This window comes from Agarivorans sp. MS3-6, from assembly GCF_054112545.1.
On sequence record NZ_CM134202.1, the window covers coordinates 2,384,957 to 2,407,761 of the forward strand.

The 22,805-nt window shown below is 43.2% G+C and carries 21 protein-coding genes and 1 pseudogene; 7 read left to right on the forward strand and 15 right to left on the reverse strand.

The genetic code is table 11. From position 1 onward, the window contains the following. Positions 1–437: 437 nt before the first annotated feature. Both ACVFI8_RS10970 and ACVFI8_RS10975 read right to left on the reverse strand, forming a co-directional pair. Positions 438–728, reverse strand: a complete 291-nt coding sequence (locus ACVFI8_RS10970; protein WP_457873823.1) for a hypothetical protein — start codon at positions 726–728, stop codon at positions 438–440. 19 nt (positions 729–747) lie between these two features. Continuing rightward, positions 748–1,563, reverse strand: coding sequence for an IS110 family RNA-guided transposase (locus ACVFI8_RS10975; protein ID WP_248713029.1), 816 nt, complete (start codon positions 1,561–1,563; stop codon positions 748–750). Positions 1,564–1,666: 103 nt separating this feature from the next. On the opposite strand from ACVFI8_RS10975, the gene ACVFI8_RS10980 reads away from it, so the two are divergent. Then, positions 1,667–2,278: a hypothetical protein gene (locus ACVFI8_RS10980; RefSeq protein ID WP_248713028.1), complete on the forward strand. Its 612-nt coding sequence runs from the start codon at positions 1,667–1,669 to the stop codon at positions 2,276–2,278. A 16-nt stretch (positions 2,279–2,294) separates the two neighbouring features. Here the strand turns inward: ACVFI8_RS10980 and ACVFI8_RS10985 are convergent. Further along, a pseudogene (locus ACVFI8_RS10985) lies at positions 2,295–3,380 on the reverse strand (IS4 family transposase); the annotation flags it as partial. A 146-nt stretch (positions 3,381–3,526) separates the two neighbouring features. On the opposite strand from ACVFI8_RS10985, the gene ACVFI8_RS10990 reads away from it, so the two are divergent. Continuing rightward, positions 3,527–4,147, forward strand: coding sequence for a hypothetical protein (locus tag ACVFI8_RS10990; RefSeq protein WP_248713027.1), 621 nt, complete (start codon positions 3,527–3,529; stop codon positions 4,145–4,147). Between the two features lie 401 nt (positions 4,148–4,548). On the opposite strand, the gene ACVFI8_RS10995 is transcribed toward ACVFI8_RS10990, so the two are convergent. From ACVFI8_RS10995 to ACVFI8_RS11040, 10 genes are all read right to left on the reverse strand, one after another. Next, entirely contained in the window at positions 4,549–4,890 is a 342-nt protein-coding gene (locus ACVFI8_RS10995) for a helix-turn-helix domain-containing protein (protein WP_457871356.1), read from the reverse strand. Positions 4,891–4,967: 77 nt separating this feature from the next. Further along, on the reverse strand, positions 4,968–6,125 hold the full coding sequence (locus ACVFI8_RS11000) for a site-specific integrase (RefSeq protein WP_457871358.1): 1,158 nt from the start codon (positions 6,123–6,125) through the stop codon (positions 4,968–4,970). A 170-nt stretch (positions 6,126–6,295) separates the two neighbouring features. After that, the gene (gene mnmE, locus ACVFI8_RS11005; protein WP_457871360.1) at positions 6,296–7,660 is read right to left on the reverse strand and encodes a tRNA uridine-5-carboxymethylaminomethyl(34) synthesis GTPase MnmE; all 1,365 of its coding nucleotides are present in this window, start codon (positions 7,658–7,660) and stop codon (positions 6,296–6,298) included. A 91-nt stretch (positions 7,661–7,751) separates the two neighbouring features. Continuing rightward, positions 7,752–9,395 (reverse strand): membrane protein insertase YidC, encoded by a 1,644-nt coding sequence (gene yidC, locus ACVFI8_RS11010; RefSeq protein WP_457871362.1) that lies wholly within the window; start codon positions 9,393–9,395, stop codon positions 7,752–7,754. 7 nt (positions 9,396–9,402) lie between these two features. Beyond that, positions 9,403–9,657 (reverse strand): membrane protein insertion efficiency factor YidD, encoded by a 255-nt coding sequence (gene yidD, locus ACVFI8_RS11015; protein ID WP_248713618.1) that lies wholly within the window; start codon positions 9,655–9,657, stop codon positions 9,403–9,405. Continuing rightward, the gene (gene rnpA, locus ACVFI8_RS11020) at positions 9,627–9,947 is read right to left on the reverse strand and encodes a ribonuclease P protein component (protein WP_256469305.1); all 321 of its coding nucleotides are present in this window, start codon (positions 9,945–9,947) and stop codon (positions 9,627–9,629) included. Before rnpA ends, yidD begins: the two co-directional genes overlap by 31 nt. A gap of 37 nt (positions 9,948–9,984) precedes the next feature. Next, entirely contained in the window at positions 9,985–10,119 is a 135-nt protein-coding gene (gene rpmH, locus ACVFI8_RS11025) for a 50S ribosomal protein L34 (protein WP_016400276.1), read from the reverse strand. Positions 10,120–10,342: 223 nt separating this feature from the next. Further along, complete coding sequence (locus ACVFI8_RS11030; protein ID WP_248713620.1) at positions 10,343–11,089, reverse strand: amino acid ABC transporter ATP-binding protein; 747 nt, start codon at positions 11,087–11,089, stop codon at positions 10,343–10,345. 1 nt (position 11,090) lies between these two features. Then, positions 11,091–11,759, reverse strand: a complete 669-nt coding sequence (locus ACVFI8_RS11035) for an amino acid ABC transporter permease (RefSeq protein ID WP_457871365.1) — start codon at positions 11,757–11,759, stop codon at positions 11,091–11,093. Further along, positions 11,759–12,517, reverse strand: a complete 759-nt coding sequence (locus ACVFI8_RS11040; RefSeq protein ID WP_457871367.1) for an amino acid ABC transporter substrate-binding protein — start codon at positions 12,515–12,517, stop codon at positions 11,759–11,761. The genes ACVFI8_RS11035 and ACVFI8_RS11040 overlap by 1 nt, the downstream gene beginning before the upstream one ends. Before the next feature lie 227 nt (positions 12,518–12,744). Here ACVFI8_RS11040 and dnaA point away from each other — a divergent pair, with 227 nt between their 5' ends. The 5 genes from dnaA to ACVFI8_RS11065 all read left to right on the forward strand — a co-directional run bounded on the left by dnaA (position 12,745) and on the right by ACVFI8_RS11065 (position 19,441). Beyond that, positions 12,745–14,148, forward strand: a complete 1,404-nt coding sequence (dnaA, locus tag ACVFI8_RS11045; RefSeq protein WP_248713623.1) for a chromosomal replication initiator protein DnaA — start codon at positions 12,745–12,747, stop codon at positions 14,146–14,148. Between the two features lie 20 nt (positions 14,149–14,168). Next, positions 14,169–15,272 (forward strand): DNA polymerase III subunit beta, encoded by a 1,104-nt coding sequence (gene dnaN, locus ACVFI8_RS11050; RefSeq protein ID WP_248713624.1) that lies wholly within the window; start codon positions 14,169–14,171, stop codon positions 15,270–15,272. A 12-nt stretch (positions 15,273–15,284) separates the two neighbouring features. Continuing rightward, positions 15,285–16,370: a DNA replication/repair protein RecF gene (gene recF, locus ACVFI8_RS11055; protein ID WP_457871369.1), complete on the forward strand. Its 1,086-nt coding sequence runs from the start codon at positions 15,285–15,287 to the stop codon at positions 16,368–16,370. Beyond that, positions 16,363–18,780: a DNA topoisomerase (ATP-hydrolyzing) subunit B gene (gene gyrB, locus ACVFI8_RS11060; RefSeq protein ID WP_248713626.1), complete on the forward strand. Its 2,418-nt coding sequence runs from the start codon at positions 16,363–16,365 to the stop codon at positions 18,778–18,780. Before recF ends, gyrB begins: the two co-directional genes overlap by 8 nt. A gap of 190 nt (positions 18,781–18,970) precedes the next feature. Beyond that, entirely contained in the window at positions 18,971–19,441 is a 471-nt protein-coding gene (locus ACVFI8_RS11065; RefSeq protein ID WP_248713627.1) for an Hsp20 family protein, read from the forward strand. A 55-nt stretch (positions 19,442–19,496) separates the two neighbouring features. On the opposite strand, the gene ACVFI8_RS11070 is transcribed toward ACVFI8_RS11065, so the two are convergent. Continuing rightward, positions 19,497–20,744, reverse strand: a complete 1,248-nt coding sequence (locus ACVFI8_RS11070; protein WP_457871371.1) for a valine--pyruvate transaminase — start codon at positions 20,742–20,744, stop codon at positions 19,497–19,499. A 153-nt stretch (positions 20,745–20,897) separates the two neighbouring features. Beyond that, a complete protein-coding gene (locus ACVFI8_RS11075; RefSeq protein ID WP_457871373.1) occupies positions 20,898–22,730 on the reverse strand; it encodes an alpha-amylase in 1,833 nt (610 codons plus the stop codon). Between the last annotated feature and the right edge of the window lie 75 nt (positions 22,731–22,805).

Here is a 22,805-nt window from a genome sequence, read left to right on the forward strand (position 1 = left end):
ACTTAGTCTATTAGCTGAGGTTTTCTTAAACTTCTTGCCTTGTGTGGGCGCGAAATAAGCGGCGTTGAAGTTTAGCCATTACCAACAGTGTTATAACAAACCAATCAAGTACGCTCCCGTTGGTCGCCGGACTCGCTCCGCTCGCCGCTTATTGGTAGCGTTGATATGATCCCCACTGTCAACACGCACGAGTCTATTCCTACCGATTAACACCGGCATAGAAAACCTGAATGAGGGACCCTTGGCAAGTAAGTGTCGGCGGTTGACCTTGCTGATATTCGCGAGTTGGTTATCGCATTACTTGTTTGCGCCTTTGGAGCCTTGCCTCAGTCTAGGTACGCGAGTTCACATCGCTTAACGCCCTCGAGGGTTGCTCTCACCGCTGCCGCCGGTCTTACTCATTCAAGTTGTTTTAACCTGTTAGCTTGTTTCTATTTCTATCCTATATGTTGGCTCTTTGGGTCAAAGCGTTGGGCAATATCCCTGATGTAACCTAGTAGCTCTCTGGCAACAGCCGTAACCACTTTGTTGTGTTCTTTGCCACGGTGTTTGAGTTGGGCAAAGCGTCGGCATAAGCGTTGTTGGGCTTGCCACGAACGCTGCTGTAAATTCAGTGATTGGTGTTGTTGGCGTATTTGTAACTCTCGCGAGACTTTGGGCGCAAAGCGATATGCCCAGGCGGCTTCGATTAGTATTCGCCTTGCATGGGTATTGCCACACTTAGTAATACCGCCTTGTTTTTGCCTGTTACCACTGGAGTATTCCGATGGGGGTTAAGCCCACAAAATTCATTAGTGAACGCGGGTTAGCAAAGCGGCGCATGTCACCCAGCTCTGCTACTAAGGTAATGGCCGATAAGAAGCGTATGCCACGCAATACCGTTAGGTATTGAACTAGCGGATACCAAGACCAGTCTTGAGCAATCACTTGTAGCTCTTGCTCAAGGTGTTGCAGCTGCTCATAACGCTCGGTAACAATGTTGATGTAGTGCTGAAAGGTGAGTTTTTTAGCAGGCTCTAAGAAATGAATATCAGCTAAGTGCCGCTTGTAGGCCTCATTCCATACTTGGCGACCCGTACAAGGGTGGCCATTGCGTAATAAGAACAATTTTAAACGCTGACGCGCTTGGCGACAATCGAGCATGGCGTCTTCACGACAACGGATTAAATCTCTGACCGCTTCATTATCAGCATTGGGGACATGAATAGAATGAACTAATCCCGCTCGCGCCATTCTCGCTAAAGCGATGGCATCGCGCCTGTCGGTTTTTACTTTATCACTGGGCGCTTTAGGGATAAGGGCGGGAGCCACTACCCAACATTCAATACCGTGTTTCACTAAATGACGATAAAGCCAAAACCCACACGGCCCTGCTTCATAAACTAAACAAAGATGAGTAGCCAAGTCTTTGTATTTTTTGATAAGTTTGTTGATAGAACGAATGTTGGTGGGAATGGTGCCGTGGAACACAGGCTCATCTCTCGAATTATCAACACAATAAGCGACATCTGTGGTTTCTTTGTGAACATCTAGTCCAATAAAAAACGTGCTAGATTTAGACATGTCGATCTCCTGTTCTGTTAAGACTTTGCATCTAACAGTGTGGCTCTAGTTTGACTAACCCACGATAAACGCAGGAGGTCGGCACTTTCACCAGGGGATCATTATGTCTAGGCAAATTTGGAGAGTGTTAACCGTGAATGATTTTGGTAAAACGGCAACTGGTCTATCTAAAAACCCGCTAGGGATTATCGCTTTAGCGTTTGTATTTGTTTATGGAATAGCTGGAATATTTACATCTCAAACTAATCTTAATAACAGTTTACTTATAGTTCTTGTCATATTTTTAGTTCTATTTCCATGCTTGGTGTTATTTGTGTTCTATTTGTTGGTAACTAAGCACCACACTAAATTATATGCACCTTCTGATTATACTGATGAAAACAATTTCATTAAAACGCTAGAAAGCAAAGTAAGCCACTTGGAAGACATCACCGCTAAAATTAATGATCTCATTAATAATCAACCTTTGTATCGTTATACAAAATTAAAAGAAGCAGGTAAGTTACTAGTCTTAGCATCTTATACTGCACCATCGTTCGACTTTTTTGCGTTTGCGGAGTCACGCAAAATAGAAAAACAAGAAATCATGGAGCAGTCTAAAGCTATTTGTGATTACGGGTGGTGCACTATAGATGGGAATCTGCTGAAAATCACAGATAAAGGTTTGAGTGAAATAGGCACATTTCAAGATATTTGCTACGGTCGAATGAGTTAATTGCCTAACAAGGCACTAAGCGGACTACCGATAGAACCGCCCGTTTACGGATGGTATTGGCCTGAAAGTGTCGTTGCCAACCCACTTGCTGTGCCACTAAACCTAACCACCACAAAATAATGTCAGCCAGTAAAGCTATCAGCAGCAGTACGTCATACCGGCGTGGACATCGTGAGCGACTGTGGCGTAAGCCAAAACCGTATTGTGGGCTTTTTAAGTCTCGGAAGGTTTCTTCTATTTGCATCCGTTTGGCATATAACTTCGTCACTTGTATCGCATTAAAGAGTTCGGGCGGTAAATTGGTGGCGAGTACCCAAGGTTCTTTGGCTGAGCGGTGATAAAGCTTCTTGGCTGAATGGTTATTGCCTGAGCGACGAGAGCGTTTATCTTTACGGTGCTTATCCTTGGATTTAAATACATATAAGTGACAGGGCATGGGCTTCTTGCGGGCGATTTGCACCGCACCTATGTAATGCGCTTTACAGCTTGCCGAATCATACAAGGTTTTAGTCAGCGCCCATTGGTCACTGAGCTGATAACAGACCTCGCCACGTAGCCTACCCAACCAATACCAGCCATAAGAGGCTACTTCTCTAAACCAGGTATTGCGATACCCCGCATCCGTAACTATCAACGGTGTACAGCCCTGAGGCAACACGCTGGCGAGTTCAAATAAGAACTGATTATGACTACGTGGTGCATTGTAATCTTTGAACTCGAAGGTGCGTTCATACAAGGTAATAGAGCGCCCTTTAATAGAGATTGATGCTCGTAAGGTCATCATGCGTAATTGCTCACGCACATCAGCCCAATCTACTAGCACCACTGGCATGGGATTCGCCCCGCAAATCTGCCGAGCATGCCATTGGTATATCGCTAAACGTTCACTATTTAAATGATGATTAGCGAGCAAGCGGTCCATGCGTTTAATGCAGTGTTTAGGTGAGACCCTGCTTGTAATATTGCGCCCGAGTTCAGTGAGAGACAATTTGTCGCCATCCAAGAGTGATGTAGTGGCAACCATCAGAGAGTTAAGGCGTTTTTTGTGAATATTAGGGCATAGCTCAATAAGCATTTGGTGTAGAATTTGAATTTCGCGCATCCCGACTGCCTCCGTGCAGGGTTAGATAGGATTTGTTTTTGGCGAAATTAATTAGATCAAACAACGGGGTGCGCGTCTACTATATTGAATTTCCAAGGAATTATTAGGGGATTCGCTAGAGTGCGGCGTTAGTGTATTGGTGAAGTATGGTTAATAATAAGCTAAGTCAATATCAGGTAGATTCATTAAACTCACTTCTTCAAATGTCGAAGAAAGAGTTTACTCATCTAATTAAAAACATGGAGTATCAACTAAATGGGCTTGGGCAACTGCCAATAGATGAAAGCGGATCGATTCAATTGACTCAAAATCCGGCAAATTACCCTCTAGAGATGCGTGAACTTTTTGACGATATAGTTAAGTCTACCCAAAGACTTCGCGATTTAGTCGCAAGGCATGACGCAAAATCGGATCGAGCTTTGCAAATAGGCGCCAACGACTTGGGTTTAAAGCCATGTAAAATTGATTCTCAAGGTTTTAAGCATTTTGACTGTATATCAGCTGTGGACTTCCTAGACGCGTTAAATGATAAAACGGAGTTAGAGTCTGAGTATCATGCTCGCTTTGTCAAAGCAAAATCTCAAAATATTGTAGAAAAAATATTCAACGCATGGACTTTTGCATGCTTAGAAAAATCTAGTGATGACATCAAGCTTTCTAACTCTGATGTTTTTATTAATGTAGTGGCAATTGTTACTAGTTGGGATGTTGAGTTATCAAGGAAAAACGTTGGGAACTTCCTTAAACGTAGGAGGGAAAGTTGTTGAATTTTAAGTTGTGTAACTTTCCTTAGCTCTGAACTCAAATGACGCTAACATTTACCCATCAACTCAGGGGGTCAAAATGTATATAGAGTCTGTTCAATTGCTGTTGTCTACATCAACAACTAATTTAGTATTAATCTTAGCAATTTTGTTCTTGGTTACTGTCAATAGGCTCATGTGATCATACACTTAACAAAGCAATCAAGTCGGATCACAATTTGCTCTGCTACGCGCCGCAAATTTCCGGTGATGCGAGGCGTTAACTCCGATCTAACCGTACTGAATCTAATCCGAACCACCGATATTTGAGCTAATAACGTAACACGCTTTTGTCCAATAATCACTTAGCGTAGGGCAAACCAGCTACAAAGGTTTGTTTAAGTTTAGCTGTAGTTGTTCGTGGCTTACCTGGCCGCTTTTCCCTTAGTTACATGATTTGAAGCTCTTCGCTCTATTTCGCGCCGAGTGGTAATACGGTTGTCTTTCACCCATTCAATGATGTCCTCGCGGTTGAATCTGAGGTGTTTTCCTATTTTTGAATGAGGGATCTCCTGACTCGAGGTTAGCTTATAGATTTGGGCAGATGTCATTGAGAGTAAAATACCGCACTCATTGATATCTAAAATTGGCTTATTAGTTAGGTCAGCTGTTTGGGCTCTTCGCTCCATTTCAGCGACGCTTGTTCGTACTTTAGTTAGTTGTTCCAGTACCATTTTCATTAGTGCTGCTTCGTTATTTCCTGCCATTAGCGATTACCGATTTATGATTGGTAATCGTTAAAGCCAAACTTATTTTTAGGATTTGTAGATTTTTTAGTAAATTTCTAAATTATTTTTATATCCGGAAAGCTGAGCATAGCATCCATGCGCTTTTGCTCGATTATATCAGCGTAAATTTCGGTCGTTTTAAGCTCACTATGGCCAAGCAGTCGAGAGACGGCATAGATGTCAATACCACGTGAAAGTTGGATTACTGCAAAAGTATGGCGGCCGCAATGAAAAGTGACGTGCTTACTAATACCAGCCGCTAGGCACCACCTTAACAACTCCACATTAGTGTATGAGGAGTAGCGCAGACCTTTAAAAACACGTTCACTAGATGTCTTGGACTTTCCCAGTAATTGCTCTGCAGATGTAGGTAGATCTAGGTACTGTAAACTTTTTGCATTGCCATGCGAGAGTTTGCTTTGGTCAAAGGTAATGCGTTTGTGATTTTGAAAGGTTTCAACTTCTGCCCAAGTGAGCTTTTGAATGTCACTCCAACGCATTCCCGTTAAGCATGAAAATAAAAACGCTCTTTTGAGGATAGGGTAACGGCAATCTGTTTGCGCTAGCACTTTGAGCTCATCTTGGGTGAGGTAAACCCTTTTAGATGTTTTTTCTTTAATACTGGCGACTTGCCGCAGAGGGTTTTTGCGAATTACGCCATCTCGATATGCTTCGTTGATGGAAGCCCTGATCTTATTGAAGTAAGTACTTTGAGTATTACGGGACAATACTTGCTCGCTTTTTGTTTTTGCTTCATTCATAAGATAAGTTTTGAAGCCTTCTAACCAGTCTTTATCTAGTTCATCAAAGCTAAGGTCATGCTTTCCGCAATACAACAGCAGGTGCTTACGTGCAGATATCCAGATTGAATGATTGGATCTTGAGGTGGTTTGTTCTTTGATACCAACTTGCTGCTGAAAGTAGTCGATAAAACTGGCCGAACGTTTAGTTCGATCTTCAAAGCCATGCTTTTGAGATTGCCACTCAACGAGCCTTTTACTTTTTATTGCTTCAGCAAGTTGTAGTTGTTCTTTGTTGTGCTGGCGTTGTTGAGAGGTTTTTGGCTGGTCAAAAACAAATAAATCGAGCGTTTCATAGGTTTTTTTTCGCCGATTTTTACCCTTTAAGTCAGAGGTATAACCGTAATCATAAATAAGCCGTAAAGCTCTCGTTTTGTTTGCTCTAAGTGTACGTTTTTCAACAGAAATTTTCATTTTAGTCCCCAATTGGTCCCCAAATCACGGTTTCATCGTGTCATGGGGACCAATTGGGGACCATAATTAGAAAATAACGGAAAACAATGAAAACTAACGAACAGTGAGATCTAATAAAATCAGTAAGTTAGTTGTCGTTAATTGCCGTTAATTTCCCTTATTTGCCCACCTTACTTTCCGATACAGAAGCTGGTAAATATGCGGCTGAGTAAATCGTCAGAGCTAAACTCACCAGTAATTTCGCTTAGGTGTTGCTGAACTAAGCGTAATTCTTCAGCCAGTAATTCACCTGCTTGATAAACTTCTAGTTGAGTTTTACCGTTATCTAAATGCTCAGCGGCTAATTCAATGGCGTTGAGGTGGCGGCGTCGGGCCATAAACCCTCCTTCCATGTTGCCTTTAAAACCCATGCACTCTTTGAGGTGGTCTTTTAGCTCACTTAAACCTAACTCTGTTTTGGCTGAAAGTTTATAAACTGGGTGGCCATGATCCATCACTACTGAGAGGTCTTCACCGGTTATATCGGCTTTGTTACGCACTACTGTCATACCAATATTTTCAGGTAGCTTGGCGACAAATTCTGGCCATATTTTTAGCGGGTCGAGCTGATCAGTGGTGGTGCCATCCACCATAAATAACACCCGATCAGCATGATTGATTTCGTCCCAAGCTCGTTCGATTCCAATCTGTTCAACGACATCAGCATCGTCACGTAAGCCGGCGGTATCAATAATATGTAAAGGCATGCCATCAATATGAATATGCTCGCGTAATACGTCACGGGTAGTGCCAGCAATATCGGTAACAATGGCGGCTTGTTTACCCGCTAAGGCATTCAGCAAGCTAGACTTACCGGCATTGGGGCGACCGGCAATAACAACACGCATGCCTTCGCGCAGCAAAGAACCTTGGCGAGCTTGGGCTTGCACTTGACTTAGGTCTTCGATAATCGCGTATAGGTCGGCTTGCACTTTGCCATCGCTAAGAAAATCAATTTCTTCTTCAGGAAAGTCTATCGCCGCTTCAACGTATATTCGCAGTCGGGTCACGTTTTCTACCAAGTGATGTATTTTGTTAGAAAACTCGCCCTGAAGCGATTGTAAGGCACTTTTAGCGGCTTGCTCACTGGTGGCTTCAATAAGGTCTGCAATGGCTTCTGCTTGGGCTAAATCGAGCTTATCGTTGAGAAATGCGCGTTCACTGAACTCGCCAGGGCGGGCCATGCGTAAGCCGTTAATTTGGCTAATCTCACGGATCAGCATATCTATCACCACAGGGCCGCCATGGCCTTGCAGTTCTAGTACGTCTTCTCCGGTGAAGGAATGTGGGCCTTTGAAGAACAAGGCTATGCCTTGGTCAAGCGTATCACCTTGAAGGTTTTTAAATGCTAGGTAGTCGGCATAACGAGGAGCCGGGCATTTACCCAGTAGTGTTTCTGCCACCTGCTGTGACATAGGACCTGATACACGAATAATACCCACGCCGCCACGCCCTGGTGCAGTAGCTTGTGCCACAATCGTATCATTTGAATTCATGCTGACTCTCTCTGAAGTTACCCGTCAAAAATAAAAAATGCCATTCAGCCTTCACTGAATGGCATTTTAGCATTGTTGCTAAAGTTTGTGTTTAGCGTTTATGCAGACCTTTTTTCTCAAGGTTACGGTAAATAATGGTTTGCTGAATCAGCGTTACCACGTTACTCATCAACCAGTAAAGTACTAGACCAGCAGGGAAAAATAAGAAGAATACAGTAAAGATAACCGGCATAAACTGCATGATTTTAGCCTGCATTGGGTCGGCTACGGTGGTAGGAGACATCTTCTGAATGAAGAACATGCTCACACCCATTAGGATAGGTAAAATGAACCAAGGGTCTTTTACCGATAGGTCGGTAATCCAGCCAAAGAACGGGGCATGACGCAATTCAACGCTTTCCATTAGCGACCAGTACAGGGCAATAAAGATAGGCATTTGTAGCAAGATAGGGAAACAGCCACCCAATGGGTTTACTTTCTCTTTCTTGTAGAGCTCCATCATGCCTTGCGACATTTTCTGGCGGTCGTCACCAAACTTCTCACGTAGTGCTGCCATTTTAGGTTGCAGTAAACGCATCTTCGCCATTGAGGTGTATTGCGCTTTAGTTAGCGGGTACAACAAACCTTTAACGGTGAAGGTGATAAGAATAATAGCGACACCCCAGTTACCCACGATGCTGTGGAAGAACTTAAGTAACTTAGACAGTGGCTGTGCAATAAACCATAACCAGCCGTAATCTACGGTAAGGTCTAGGTGTTGCGCTGATTCAGCCATTTCTGCCTGTAGCTTAGGACCCACCCACAATGCACTGCTTAACTTAATGCTTTGGCTTGGCGCTACAATTTCAGCTGGCGCCTTGTAACCCATGAATACAAAACCGTTATTACTGGTTGAGTACAATTGGTTAGTTTGGTCTGCATTTGGTAGCCAAGCGGTTACAAAGTAGTGTTGCATCATTGCCACCCAACCACCGGTAGTGGTTACGTTTAGGTTAGACTTTTTAATGTCTTTAATGCTGTACTTTGAGTAGCGGGTTGAATCGCTAGAGTATGCGCCACCGCGGTACACTGGCATTACCATGCTAGAGCTATGCTCTTTTTCAGTTTGCTTAATTTGGCTGTACTGCTGCAGGCTTAGGTTGTTATCACCGTTGTTGGTAATATCAAAGTCTACTTTTACGTCGTAGCTACCACGAGCAAAGATAAAGCTTTTCACAAAGCTATTACCGTTTTGATCTTGATAACTAAGCGCTACCACTAATTCATCACTGCCATCGGCTAGCTGAAAGCTATCACTGCTGACTTGGTAAACAGGGCGGCCATTGGCATTTGCGTCTGGGCCATCACGGCCAATCAAACCGCTTTGCGCAATGTAGGTAAAGTTAGCGTTATCTTCTAATAGCACAAAGGGGTTAGGCGAGTCTTCTTCTATTGGGTAAGCCAATAGTTCCGCACTCACTACATCACCGCCTTGCGCGCTAATTTTAAGTTTTAATACGTCTGTCGTTACAGTGATTAACTGGCCAGTTGCTGCTGCGGCTTGAGTTAAAGCTGAATCGTCGAGAGATGCTGCACCTGCTGGCACATCACTATTTGCATTCGCAGCCGTTGTGGTTGCGGTATTGGTTGCAGTTGTTACTACAGGTTGTGGTCCGTAGTCTTTTTGCCATTGCTGATAGATAAGAAAACTTACAAACAGCAACCCAATTATTAGTAAATTGCGTTGAGATTCCATAATTTAGTTAATCACTATTAGTTTTTTTGGAACCTGGAACAGGATCATGCCCGCCAGGATGTAGAGGATGGCATTTTAATAGACGTTGGCTTGCTAACCAACAACCTTTTATCACACCGTGCAAATTAATTGCTTCAATTGCATAATCTGAACACGATGGCGTAAAGCGGCAGCGCGGGCCAAGCATAGGGCTTATCACATATTGATAAGCCTTAATGGGCATAATTGCGATTATTCGCAACGGCGCGTTAGTCTTCGCCATGATTTCTCCAGAAGCTTAATCAGTTCTTGATTACTTAAATCTGAAATACCGTTCTTGGAAATTACAACTATGTCTACTGCGGGTAACTGATGCTGATGCAGACGAAAGCTTTCTCTTGCTAAACGTTTAACTCTATTTCTGCCTACGGCAAGTTTAATGCTTTTTTTGGAAACAGCTAAACCCAAACGAGGATGAGATAAAGTATTGGTTTTTGCAAGGATAGTGAGTTGAGGAGTACCCACACGAACGGGGTTGGAGAATACGTGTTTAAAATGCATGGGAGTTAACAAACGTAACTCCCTGCCGAACGAATGTCTTTGCACTTAATTATGCAGACAAACTTGCGCGACCTTTGGCACGACGACGAGCCAAAACTTGGCGGCCGTTTTTAGTTGCCATGCGAGCGCGAAAACCGTGGCTACGCTTACGCTTTAGTACGCTTGGTTGAAAAGTACGTTTCATAGTTATTACTCTTGCTAGCTAGTTTTTACTGTACAGTAAAATCGATGCAGGTTAACCATAGAGGTTTATGCACCGGGTAAAAAAAGAGGCGAAATTCTAATCATTCACCTCTTCTAAGTCAAACTAAATATCGTTTAATCTAGTTTGTGGAATATAAAAAGATCCTTTGGATCTTCCGCGGCATTATAGTAGGTCTATATAAAGGTGCAATAGATCGTAGTAATTAGAACGCTCCACGCTTAACGATACTTGATATAAACTGTTGAGTTCTTGGATCTTTTGCATGTTTAAATAGTTGTTCAGGGCTGCCTTGCTCAACTATTTCACCATCACTCATAAACACAATGCGATCGGCTACTTCGCGGGCAAAAGCCATTTCATGGGTAACAATAATCATCGTTTGTTTTTGTAAGGCCAGTTGTTTGATCAGTGCGAGCACTTCTGCTACCCACTCAGGATCGAGTGCCGAGGTCGGTTCATCAAATAAAATCGCTTTGCTATGTGTTGCCATTGCACGACCAATGCCTACCCGTTGCTGTTGACCGCCTGATAGTTGGCTCGGGTAGTGATTCGCTTTATCTGCCAGCCCTATATCACTCAAAATTTGAGTGGCCGTGGCATAGGCCTGCTGTTTTGGTTGTTTCCATACCGTAATTAACGGTTCTGCAATGTTTTGCAAAGCATTAAAATTGGCAAATAACGAGTAGTTTTGAAATACAAAAGACAATTTTCTACGTAAAGCTAATACTTCACTTTGTTGGTGACGTTCAGCTTTGACACAAAGATCATCAACCGAAATGTCTCCTCGATCAGGCTGTTCCAAATAATTAATACAGCGTAATAGGGTAGATTTCCCTGTACCTGAAGGACCGATGATAGCCACAACTTCGCCTTCATTTACCTCAAGATCAATACCGTTAAGTACTATTTGTCCATCAAAGGCTTTTTCAATATTGCTCAGTTTTATCATCTTAATAGGCCTTGGATAAACGCTTTTCAGCGACATTTTGAACTTGGGTAAATATGGCAACAACTCCCCAATAGATAAGGGCAACAGCTAAAAATGATTCAAAGAATTTAAAGCTGCTAGACGCTTCCATTTGCGCTTTAGCCATGATTTCTGCCACGCCCAAAGTAAATGCTAACGAGGTGCTCTTGATCATGTCGATGAGATAGTTCATTAGCGATGGCAATGCGGTGCGTAAGGCTTGCGGCAGTACTACTCGCCTTAGTGCTTGAAGCCTAGTCATTCCAAAGGCGTAGCAGGCGTCCCATTGGCTTTTGTCGATCGAGTTAATCGCAGCGCGGATGCTTTCTGCTTTATAGGCAGAGAAGTGCAGGCTCAAACCGATGACCGAAGCACTAAACGCATCTAAGCCGATCATTATCGGAAATATTTGCGGTAAGCCGTAATACAAAATAAATAGTTGTACTAACAGTGGGGTGCCGCGGAAGAATGAGATAAACACCACGGCAAACTGATTTAGAATAGGCAGCTTAAAGACACGGAAAAGCGCTAAGGCTAAGGCCAGTATCAAGGCAATAACGGCTGCAATTGCAGCCATTTCCATGGTGGTTCCCAAATACTTGAACAGTATTGGGAACAGTTCCAACATGTAGTTAAAGTCAAATTGTGACATTATTTGGTGATGTCCCCATCAAACCATTTTTTAGAAATAGCGCTTAGGCTACCGTCTTGTTGCATTGCTTCTAAGCTGGCATTCACTTTAGCTTGCAGTGCTTGGCCAGTGGCATTGTTTTTAAATGGCATCGCATTTTTTATTGTTTCAAAAGGCTGACCTGCTAATGCTAAGGGTAGACCAGATTTTTTGATTAGCTCCAGTGATGATACACGGTCCATTACAAACGCGTCTGAGCGACCCAGTGCTACATCTTGTTCAATACCTGTATCGTAAGTCACAATATTGATTTGCTGTTCGCTATCGTATTTACGCAGGAGTTGCTCAAAGTTAGAGCCCAGATTAACGGCTACCTTTTTTCCTTTCAGATCATCGATGCCGGTAATTTCCTGGTTACCTTTGCGTACAACTATCTGAGCGCCGTCGACCACATAAGGGGAAGAGAATAGGTATTTAGCCTTACGTTCATCAGTTATGGTGATCTGGTTTGAAATGGTATCCACGCGGCCCGTTTCCAACATGCCAAATAATCCCGAGAAGTTTGAAGTGATAAACTCAACTTTCCAATCATTTCGCTTAGCTAATTCGTTCCATACATCTACTTCAAAACCTTGTAATTCATCTTGCTTAACAAAGGTAAAAGGAAAGTAGCGACCAGACATGCCTACTTTGACTGTTTCTTGCGCAAATGCTGACCATGGTGCAAGGCTAATTAGTAGTAAACCAATGAGTAATGGTGATTTCTTTAGTAGTTTCATGTGGATTAGTCTATTTGAGTGGTTGTGTATGGATAAAAATTCTACTCTAGAGTTTAAACTTGCACAAATACACTGTGGTTATATCAAATAACTAAGCTGTTATATGGCCAATCTAGTTTTATTCACATATTTGTTATCTGCTTGTGAATAATTCATAAGAAACCTAGAGTTTAAGCGGCTTCCGTTATAAAATAGACGGTCTTTTTGGTGATAACGCGGAGTCGCGAGTGAGTGGGTCTCTTTGGCAACAAATCTTAGTTCGTTTACAAGATGAATTGCCGGCAACAGAATTTAGTATGTGGATCCGACCACTGCAAGTCGAGCAAGATGCTGAGTTATTGGTATTGTACGCGCCCAACCGGTTTGTGTTGGATTGGGTAAAAGACAAGTACCTGATTCGCATAAACGCTTTATTGGAAGAGTTTTGCGGCAACGATAAACCTAACTTGCGATTTGAGGTGGGTAGTCGTCCGGTAAATATTCCGTCAACCACCAAAGCAAAAGCGTCTCCGGTTCAAGCCGGAGTGGGTAATGCTCAAACTAACTTTAACGATAACGGAAAAAGTTGGGATAAAGAGCCTGCGGTTAAATCGGCGCTAGAAGCAAATCATCGAAATAATATCAATGCCACTTATCAGTTTGATAACTTCGTTGAAGGTAAGTCAAATCAACTCGCTAGGGCAGCTGCTACCCAAGTGGCCAATAACCCCGGTGGCGCTTACAACCCACTATTTCTCTATGGGGGTACCGGCTTAGGTAAAACTCACCTATTGCACGCCGTAGGTAATGGCATCATTGCCAACAAAAAGAATGCAAAAGTGGTTTACATGCATTCTGAACGGTTTGTTCAAGATATGGTAAAAGCTTTACAAAACAATGCGATAGAGGATTTTAAGCGCTATTACCGCAGTGTGGATGCTTTGCTTATCGATGACATTCAATTTTTTGCCAATAAAGAGCGTTCGCAAGAAGAGTTCTTCCATACTTTTAACGCGTTGTTAGAAGGTAATCAGCAAATTATTCTCACCAGTGACCGTTATCCAAAAGAAATTGATGGCGTAGAGGATCGACTCAAAAGTCGATTTGGTTGGGGTCTAACGGTGGCTATTGAGCCTCCTGAGTTAGAAACCCGGGTGGCGATCTTGATGACCAAAGCAAACGAAAATAACATTCGTTTACCGGATGAGGTGGCGTTTTTTATTGCTAAACGCTTACGCTCTAATGTGCGTGAGCTAGAAGGGGCATTGAACCGAGTTATTGCCAACGCCAATTTTACTGGTCGCGCAATTACCATTGATTTTGTTCGTGAAGCCTTACGCGATCTACTGGCTTTACAAGAGAAGCTGGTCACCATTGATAATATTCAAAAAACAGTCGCAGAGTATTACAAAATTAAGATAGCTGATTTGTTGTCAAAGCGGCGTTCTCGGTCGGTAGCAAGACCTCGCCAGTTGGCGATGGCGTTAGCTAAAGAACTCACCAACCATAGTTTGCCAGAAATTGGCGATGCCTTTGGTGGGCGCGACCACACCACGGTATTACATGCTTGTCGTAAAATTAATCAGCTTAAAGAAGAAAGCCACGACATTAAAGAAGACTATCAGAATTTGATTCGCACCTTATCGTCATAATTGGAGAGGCGTTTTTAAGTATGCAATTTAGTATAAATCGGGAACAACTGCTTAAACCTTTACAGCAGGTGAGTGCCGCATTAGGTGGGCGCCCAACTATTCCTATTTTAGGTAATGTATTGCTCGACATTAGTCATCAACAATTATCTATTACAGGTACCGATATGGAAGTTGAGCTTATTGCGACACTTCCCTTAGAAAATGCGGTGAACGAAGGCCGAGTAACCGTGCCAGCCAAAAAGTTTGTGGACATTTGTCGTGGCTTACCCGATGGATGTGAAATTAGCTGTAAAGCAGATGATAATCGCTTGGTTTTAAAATCTGGTCGAAGCCGTTTTTCTTTGGCCACTTTACCTGCTAGCGACTTTCCTAATGTTGAAGACTGGCAAAGTCAGCAGGTTATTCAGTTGACTCAAGGTCAGTTGAAAAACCTGATCGACAGTACGCAGTTCTCTATGGCTAGCCAAGATGTTCGTTATTACTTAAATGGCATGTTGTTTGAGACCGATGAAAAAGGTCTTAAAACTATCGCTACCGACGGTCACCGCTTAGCATTAGCAGAGCAACGTTTCGATGCACCTCTGCAAGCCCAGCAGGTTATTGTGCCGCGTAAAGGCGTTACTGAACTCTCTCGCTTACTCGAGCATGAAGACCAACTGGTAGAGCTGCAGATCGGTAGTAATAATATACGCGCTAGTGTGCAGGGCTTTACCTTCACCAGTAAACTGGTTGATGGTCGCTTCCCTGACTATCGCCGTGTATTGCCAGCGAATAGTGATAAGGCTCTAATCTCAGGCAGAGAAGAGTTGAAGCAAGCTTTTTCGCGAGCTGCCATTTTGTCTAATGAGAAGTTTCGCGGTGTGCGTTTACAGTTAGAAGCAGGTACTTTAAATATTACTGCCAATAACCCAGAACAAGAAGAAGCCGAAGAGATTCTCGATGTTGACTATGATGCTGAAGCCTTAGAAATTGGCTTTAACGTTGTCTACGTATTAGATGTATTAAATGCACTTAAGTGCGACCAAATACGGATTAATATGAGCAACAGTAATAGCAGTGCGTTAATTGAAGATAGTGAGCAAAGCGGTAAAGCGATGTATGTTGTTATGCCAATGCGTTTGTAAATCTTTAATACAATGCATATACAAAGCTTAGGCTTACAAAATTTTAGAAATATCGAAAACGCTAGTCTTACATTTAACCCAACGTTAAATGTGATACTAGGCCCGAACGGTAGCGGTAAAACCAGTGTATTAGAATCGATCTTTTATCTTGGGTTTGGTCGCTCCTTTCGCAGTAATCGTGCTAGTAAAGTTGTTGCTTACCACAAAGACAGTTTTGTTGTATTTGCTCAATTGACCGAACATAAAATTGGTCTGCAAAAATTCAAAAATGGTGAAACAACGTTAAGAATTAATAAAGAAACAGTGCGGAGTCAGTCGGTGCTAGCGTCGTTATTGCCGATACAAATTCTTCACCCCGAAGGCTATGGCTTAGTCGACGGAAGCCCAAAGTATCGTCGGGCTTATTTGGATTGGGGAGTGTTTCACGTGGAACATCAGTTTCATGTGGCTTGGCAAAGCTATAAGCGTGTATTAAAGCAACGCAACGCACTGATTAAACAAACGCGCCAATATGGCGAATTGGCTTATTGGGACAAGCAGTTGGTAGAGTTCGCTGCACTGGTAAGCCAGCAGCGTGCAACATATATAGAAAGTATTAAGCCTGCGCTAATGAGCTTGGTTAAAGAGTTTCTACCTGAGTACCAATTTGATTTGGCTTTCTACCAAGGTTGGGATGAAAAAGCCAATTTGGCAGAGTTATTACAATCTAATTTTCAGCGTGATCGAATGTTGGGTTATACCCAAGTTGGCCCTCACAAAGCTGACCTGAAATTTAGGTTTAATGGTATTAATGCAGTAGATGTAATTTCGCGGGGGCAACTAAAGTTGTTTGTATGCGCATTGATTTTAGCGCAAGGGCAACATGCTCAGCAGCATAGCGGTAGGCAAACTGTTTATCTAATCGATGATTTTGCCGCCGAACTTGATATGTCTAAACGACAGTTGTTAGCAGAATGCTTGCAACGAAACGGGTCACAAGTATTTGTATCTGCTATTGAAGAGCAAATGCTAGATGGATTTGATTTAGAAGGATGCACAGTGTTTCACGTGGAACATGGTGTTATCAGCGACTATAAAACGAGAGTAAAACATGGCTGAAAATGAATATGGCTCATCGAGTATTAAGGTCCTAAAAGGTCTTGATGCAGTAAGAAAACGTCCTGGAATGTACATTGGTGACACCGACGATGGTTCAGGTTTACACCACATGGTATTCGAAGTCGTAGATAACTCTATCGATGAAGCATTAGCTGGACACTGTCAGGATGTAGTAGTAACCATTCATAATGACGGTTCGGTGTCAGTATCCGATGATGGGCGTGGTATCCCTGTTGATATGCATGAAGAAGAGGGGGTTTCAGCAGCAGAAGTTATTATGACTGTACTGCACGCAGGCGGTAAGTTTGATGATAACTCTTATAAGGTATCTGGTGGTTTGCACGGTGTAGGTGTTTCGGTGGTGAATGCACTATCGATAAAACTACAGCTTACTGTTAAGCGCCAAGGACATGTTTACGAGCAGTTTTATACCCTAGGTGAACCTGATGCGCCACTCGCTGTTGTGGGCGATACCGATAAGACCGGTACCGAGCTACGCTTCTGGCCAAGTAATGAAATATTTTCTGATACTAAGTTTCACTACGATATTTTAGCCAAGCGCTTACGTGAACTTTCGTTCCTTAACTCTGGTGTATCGATCATCCTAAAAGATGAGCGCGATGATAAGCAGGACCACTTCATGTATGAAGGTGGTATAGAAGCGTTTGTCTCTTACTTAAACACCAACAAGACACCGATTCACCCCAAAGCATTTAGCTTTAACTTCCAGCGTGATGACGGTATTGCTGTAGAACTAGCAATGCAATGGAACGATGGCTTCCAAGAAAACGTATATTGTTTTACTAACAACATTCCTCAGAAAGACGGCGGAACTCACTTAGCGGGTTTTAGAGCGGCGCTAACCCGTACTCTTAATAGCTATATGGAGAAGGAAGGCGTTAATAAAAAGGACAAGAACAATGCTACCGGTGATGATGCCCGTGAAGGTTTAACCGCCGTTGTTTCGGTTAAAGTGCCTGATCCTAAGTTCTCTAGCCAAACTAAAGACAAGCTCGTGTCCTCTGAAGTTAAGTCTGCGGTTGAACAAACCATGGGTGAAAAACTTAGCGAGTACTTACTAGAGCATCCTTCAGAAGCTAAAATCATTACGCAGAAAATTTTGGATGCTGCGCGTGCGCGTGAAGCCGCACGTAAAGCTCGCGACATGACTCGCCGTAAAGGTGCGCTAGATTTAGCTGGCTTACCAGGTAAGTTAGCCGATTGTCAGGAAAAAGACCCCGCCCTTTCTGAACTATACATAGTGGAAGGAGACTCGGCGGGTGGCAGTGCTAAACAAGCGCGTAACCGCAAAAACCAAGCTATTTTACCATTGAAGGGTAAAATTCTTAACGTAGAGAAAGCGCGTTTCGACAAGATGCTATCTTCGCAAGAAGTTGCCACCCTAATTACTGCTATGGGTTGTGGCATTGGTCGCGATGAATATAACCCAGACAAAACCCGTTATCACAACATCATTATCATGACCGATGCTGATGTGGATGGCTCGCACATTCGTACTCTATTGCTGACTTTTTTCTACCGTCAAATGCCTGAGATTATTGAACGTGGTTATATCTACATCGCCCAGCCTCCTTTATATAAAGTGAAAAAGGGTAAGCAAGAGCGTTATGTAAAAGATGAAGAGTCGTTGACTGAATACCTAACAAGCTTAGCCTTAGATAATGCTGGCCTTTATGTAAATGCTGAAGCGCCTGCAATTAGCGGTGAACAGTTGGAAGGATTAGTGACTCAATACCGTCGAGTGTGGAAAAACAACGAGCGTTTGTCTCGCCGTTACCCCATCTCTTTGCTGAGCCAAATGGTTTATCAACGCCCACTTAATGTGGAAGAGTTGAAGCAAGCAGAGGTACTAGAGCAATGGGCCGAAGAACTAATCGGGCCGGTGAATGCTGAACTACCAAGTGGTAACTACTATTCAGTAGAAATAGAAAAACACGAAGAACGTGAAATTTACTACCCGGTAGTAACGCTTCGCCAACATGGTGTGGATGTGTCATTTAAGTTTGAGCCAGAGTTCTTCGCTTCACATGATTACCAAGATATCTGTAGTCTGTTTGCAAAACTAAATAATTTAGTTGAAGAAGGGGCTTACATTAAACGTGGTGAAAAAACCAAGCCAGTAAAAGGATTTGAAGAAGCCCTTAACTGGTTGATGGCTGAGTCGCGTCGAGGTTTGTATATCCAACGTTACAAAGGACTGGGGGAGATGAACCCTGACCAACTTTGGGAAACGACCATGGACCCTGAAACTCGTCGTATGTTGCAAGTGACAGTAGAAGATGCGATTGCTTGTGACCAGCTATTTACTACCTTGATGGGTGACCAAGTTGAGCCGCGCCGAAACTTCATTGAAGAAAATGCGCTAAACGTTGAGAACCTTGACGTGTAGTTGTTAGCGTTTGTTTGAAATACCAATAAAAAGGCAATATGAAAATATTGCCTTTTTTGTACTTGAAAGCTTAAAAAGCCATCCCCATATATAGTTATAACAGGATGCCATAGCGATGGGTCTTGTAACGAAAGGGACGCAGCAATAGCGCTGGTCCAATACAATTTATTGCTCTATGAGGATAATATATATGCGTAACCAATATGACTTTTCACCCCTTTATCGCACTTCTATTGGCTTTGACCGCTTAGCAAGTTTCATTGAAGCGGCTTCTAATCAAAGTGCCCAGTCTCAAAACAACGGCTACCCTCCATACAATATTGAAGCGGTAGACGAAAATCATTATCGAATTACTCTGGCTGTAGCTGGCTTTGCTGAAGATGAGTTATCCATTGTGGCGCAAGAAAACGCGTTAGTGGTAACCGGTACTAAACAGAAAAAAGCTGAGCAAGTTAAGTTCTTACATCAAGGCATTGCTGAGCGCGGCTTTGAGCGTAAATATCAAATTGCCGATCATGTTAAAGTGAAAGCGGCTAATTTAGAGAATGGTTTACTGTATATTGATTTAGAGCGAGAAATACCTGAAGCTCTGAAACCAAAGCAAATCCCGATTAACGGCAAGCTAAATTCAGTAGAAAGCTTAGAAGCTAAATCGGCATAATAAGCTTAATCAGATAATGAATGAAAAGGGCCTACGCAGGCCCTTTTTTAATGTCTTATTCAGCGAGTAGCGGATTGACCACTGAGGCCAAAATCTCAATACCGCGTTTTACATTGGCTTCGCTTTGAGCAAAGTTAAGGCGAATACATTCTTGGGTATGTCGCCAGTTGTTACTTACACCAGGGAAGAAGTAACTGCCAGGCACAATGAGTAAGCCTTGTTGTTTGAGCTGCTGATATAACTGCTTGTCGCTAATGGGTAAGTCTTCAAACCAAAGCCATAAAAACATGGCGCCTTCTGACTTATGAATCCTAAACTTGCTAGAAGGAATAGCTTGTTGCAACCATGCCATTGCTTGCTGCGATTTATGCTGATAAAAAGGGCGAATAATGTTGTTACTGGCATCTAGCAAGCTGTTGTCTTTGAGCATTTCGTTGGCGAGAGCAGGGCCTACGCTGCCGGGCGATAAACTAATAATCCCAGACAAGTTACTGATAGCTTTTATTGTTTCTGGCTTGGCCACCACAATGCCGCAACGTGTACCAGGTAAACCCAGCTTCGATAGGCTCAAACACAAGATAGTATTGTCATCCCAAAATGGGCTAGCCTGCTCGGTAAAAACCAGGTTTGGAAAAGGTAAGCCGTAAGCGTTATCAATCAGTAGGGGGATTTGATGCTGCTTAGCTAGCTGTGACAGCTTGCCAATTTCGTGGTCAGTGATGACATTACCAGTGGGGTTGGTTGGCCGAGAAACACATATTAGGCCGATTGACTCATCTAAGCTTAGGTTCTCAAAATCTACATGGTATTTAAACTGACGATCAGCTAAAAACTCGATAGAGGGCTTGTTGCCGATAAATAAGTCTTCGTTAATTCCACTGTCTTCATATCCGATGTATTCAGGCGCCAAAGGAAACAATACCCGCTTGTGATTTCTGCCTTTACCCGCAAAAAGATTGAAAAGGTAAAAAAATGCGCTTTGACTGCCGTTTGTTAGTGCAATATTCTCTTCATTTATATCCCAGTGAAACTGCTCTCTAAAGAAGTGCGCCAGGTTAGAAATGAAAGCTTTGTTTCCTTGCGGGGCGTCGTAGTTACACAAGGCATTAAGCAATTGGCTATTTTCTAGGCTTGTACGAAGGTGCTGTTCAAAGATTTCGGTCATTTCGGGGATTTGCGCAGGGTTACCGCCCCCGAGCATAATCATTTCGTCGCCGGCACGGATACCCTCGTCAAGATCGTCCATTAACTGAGTTATACCGGCGTGGCGAGTGAATTTATTACCGAAATCTGAATATGTCATAGGGTACCTCTTTTCATCAAGGCGTCACCTTAACAAAGTTTGCTTTTGAATAGCAAACGAGGATACGTAGTATTTCCCCTGCTTATTATAGCTACTAGATTGCTAGGTTAAAAAAAAGCGGCCTAAGCCGCTTTGGTAACATCTAACTTAAAGCTATTTAGCGTGTTGCCCCGCGTACACGATGACTACAGCGTCATCACCTTTGCGTCGTTCAAATACATAAGGCGCTGCACTGAGTTGTTGGTGTTGACCTGATCCCACTGCTTGATGGCGTTTACGGAATTGCAGTAGTTTCTGCCAGTGTTTGTGCACGGCTAAACGTTGTTCGTCTAGTTGATCCCAATTCATGTCTGAACGGGTTGCTTGATGTTTGTCTGAACTACGAGGGCCTTTTTCTCGGGCCGTTTCGTCACCGTAGTAAACTTGCACTGCGGTAGGCATGAGCAAGAAGGCCGAACCTAATTGCTTTTGCTGATCGAGATCTTTACTGATACTGCCGTAGGCGAGGCGAGTATCATGAGATGACACATAACTCAATACCTTGCCATCTCGCTTGCCAAGCACGTCTGAGTAGCGTTGATAGCCATCTTGCATGTCGGTTAAGCAGTTCATGCCTTTTTTGGCTAGCTCTGTTTGATAAGTAAAGTCGATCAATGAATCGAAGCCACTATCAAACAAACGAGAGTTGTTTAGGCCTTGGCCCCAAAACTCACCGGTCATCCAAAACTCACTGTCATCCAGTACTTTATCCGGGTTGTTTTGTTTCCATTCTTGGAAGGCTTGATTAGAGGCTAGTTTAAGTGCTTGCCACGCTTCTGGCTCTACGTGTTTAACGGTATCAGCTCTGAAACCATCGATGCCATATTCACGCACCCAATCGGATAGCCATGTGACTAAGTAGTCACGTACTGTTGCGCCGGGAATTTCCACTGCTTTGGTATCAGCTTTGTTTTTATAAAACGGCGGTAAACCTACCACTTTGTCAGACTCTGTCTTAAAGTCTGGCAGATAGGCAAGAGACATTTCTAAATCACTAGGTCCAGGGTTAGGGTAACCAGAAATATCGGTTCTAACCCAGTCTGGCCCCCACCATTTTACCCATTCGTTACGTTTTCCATAATCGATATAGTCATTAAAGCTATGCCATGTCTCCCCTTTGCCGGGTGACCAGTCGGTCCATTTTTTACCGAGATAATTCTCGATAGGCACATCATATTCTTGGGTCGCACCGAAACCAAACTCTTGCATGTCGCTCAATGTGGCGTAGCCGGTATGGTTCATCACAATATCCATGACAACACGAATTCCGCGAGAGTGAGCATCGTCGACAAACTGCTTGAATTCTTCGGCTGTTCCCATGTTTTGGTCCATCACCGTGTAGTCTTGAACATAGTAACCATGATAACCGTAGTGTTTGAAGTCGCCGCGCATACCCCCGCCAACCCAGCCGCGAATTTGCTCGTATGGTGCGGTAATCCAGATTGCATTTATGCCTAAGTCTTCAATGTAATCGAGTTTTTCGCTAAGGCCGGCGATATCGCCGCCATGAAAGGTTCCAACCTCATTTTTTCCGTCTTTGCTACGACCATAGCTATTATCATTGTCAGGGTTGCCGTTGTGAAAACGGTCGGTCATAACAAAATATACTGAGGCGCTGTCCCAGCTGAACGCGTCATCTTGTTTGGTAACAGATTCAAGCAACAACAACCCGCCACTTTCAGGCGAGGGAGTAAAGGTTACTTTACCTTGATAAACAGTACTCATTTGACCGCTATAAAAATCTTTAACAGCGGTACCTTCTTCAAAACTATTAGCAACATCTACTGTGATGGGCTGACCGTCCCATTGTAAGCATTGCGCGCTTTGAGTTAATGCTTGGTTAGCACTGCTTGCTGCAGGGCTAGTATTGGCTTCGTTTGAGGCACAGCCCGCGATAGCCATGCTGACTAAACAGCCTAGTAAGGCTGGTTTAATGACTTGCTGCATTATTTACATCCATATAGTGTTGTTGACCGTTAAAAAAAAAGCCCCTTTAAGGGGCTTTAGCAATAAGTAAGCAGA